Annotated in this window: 1 protein-coding gene; it reads left to right on the forward strand. The window is 43.0% G+C overall.

All coding sequences use genetic code 11. The features are described from left to right. Positions 1–109: 109 nt before the first annotated feature. Positions 110–1,693, forward strand: a complete 1,584-nt coding sequence (locus E5336_RS12225; protein ID WP_135981386.1) for an IS1182 family transposase — start codon at positions 110–112, stop codon at positions 1,691–1,693. Positions 1,694–1,867 lie beyond the last annotated feature (174 nt).

Raw genomic sequence — 1,867 nt, forward strand, 5'->3', positions numbered from 1 at the left:
AAGGGGCTGTAACGGGTAAGTAAAAAAATATCCGGCTCCCGAAATAAAAAAAGGACCGAGTTGATATCAAAATGATCATCAACCCGGCCTTTTTTGGTATTATTTATGTGTGCCAAAATACCTAGTCCATAGTAACGCACTTCAGCCATCTTTTCAATTCCCTTTGTCATTTGTTTATGATGATTCCATCCCTCGGGATGATATCTCCAGAACCGTGAAGGAAGTCGTAGAGGGAGTCAACGTGTTTAAATATATCGACTTCTCTTCCCGTCATGACTGCGGTTACGATGGTTTGAAATTGCTCCAATGTATCCTTCTAGCTTATACCCTCAAAGGCTACGCTTCTCTTCGCGATCTTGAGGATCTGTGTAAATTCGATATTCGTTTTCAATTCATCATGGATGGCCTCACCCCTTCTTTTATGGCTTTTCAACGCTTCATCGCCAACAATCTTCGGATGTCTTTAGAAGATCTTTTTGTCGAGTTCAATCGTTATTTTGAAGCCCATGACGACATCCATACCGACATCCTTTATATCGACGGCACCAAATTTGAGGCCAACGCCAACAAGATGACTTTCGTATGGATGCGCTCAACGAAGAAGTATCGTCAAAAGCGCTGGGTGAAGATTATGGAACGCATCAAAGCTTTCAATGCATACTGCCAGAAAGAAGCAGTCCCCGTCAAACTTTCGGTATTGAAGGAATTTTCTTTCGAATATCTTGTCGAGATCGTCGACACGATCAAGGGACTCATGAATCAGAGGAAAATCGAGTCAAAACATGGCAAAGGACAAAGAAAACATCCTTTCCAGCGTTTTAAGGAAGGCTTTGAAGAAGACGCGGATAAGATTCTGAAATACTCGATCTACTATCGGCTGGCCGATGGAAGAAACAGTTTTTCCAAAACGGATCCAGGCGCTACGTTCATGCACATGAAATACGATTACTACAATCACACCAATGTGTTCAAGCCCGGATACAATGTCCAGATGGGAAGCAGCAACCGCTATATCCGCCATATCTATGTGTCTAGCGACGCCAATGACCTGAACACCTATATCCCGTTCATGGAAGGATACAATATAGCCTATGGCGACTATCCAACGAAAACACCGGCCGATGCCGGCTATGGAAGCTACGACAATTATTCGTATTGTAAAGAACACCATATCGAGCTTTTCATGAAGTACAACACATATCGAAAAGAGCAGGAAAAGGTCACAGATAAAAACCGGTTCAAAAGCTATCAGATGAAACCGGATGAACAAGGAGAAGTCCTTTGTCCAGCCGGCCACACCTTTACATTCATCAAGGAAACCACGGATAAAAGAGGACGATATGAACGAAAGACCAAACACTATCAAAATGCGCATTGTCCGGATTGTCCGTTAAAAGCGAAATGTACGAAAGCCAAAAAAGGGCGTACTTTGAAAATCACTGAAAAACTGATCGAGTATCAGGAAGAAGTCAAAGCGAACCTGGCTAAGGACGAAGGAAAAGAGCTGATGACGCAACGAAGTGTCCAGGCGGAGGGGATCTTCGGAGAGATCAAGCAGGATTATCAATACGACCGATTCCGCCGTCGAGGAGAAACCGGCGTCAAATTGGAGCTTCTACTTGTATCAATCGGTCATAATCTGCGCCGATATCACAGGAGCAAGTTTCCAAAGAAGAAACAGTGCGAAGCCTGAAACCATAAAATCAATCGAAAAAAGCAGAAAAAGTGATATTTCTTTTTAAGTGCGCCAAAAAATGAGGCGCGCTTTTCTTTTTGGCATAGATTCTGTCATTTTCGAAAGAAGCAAAGAAAAAAAGAGCTGCAACGCTCTAGTGATTTCTAAAAATCACTGATTCGTTACAGCCCC

The sequence above is a fragment of the Dubosiella muris genome (assembly GCF_004793885.1).
Taxonomy (GTDB): domain Bacteria; phylum Bacillota_I; class Bacilli_A; order Erysipelotrichales; family Erysipelotrichaceae; genus Dubosiella; species Dubosiella muris.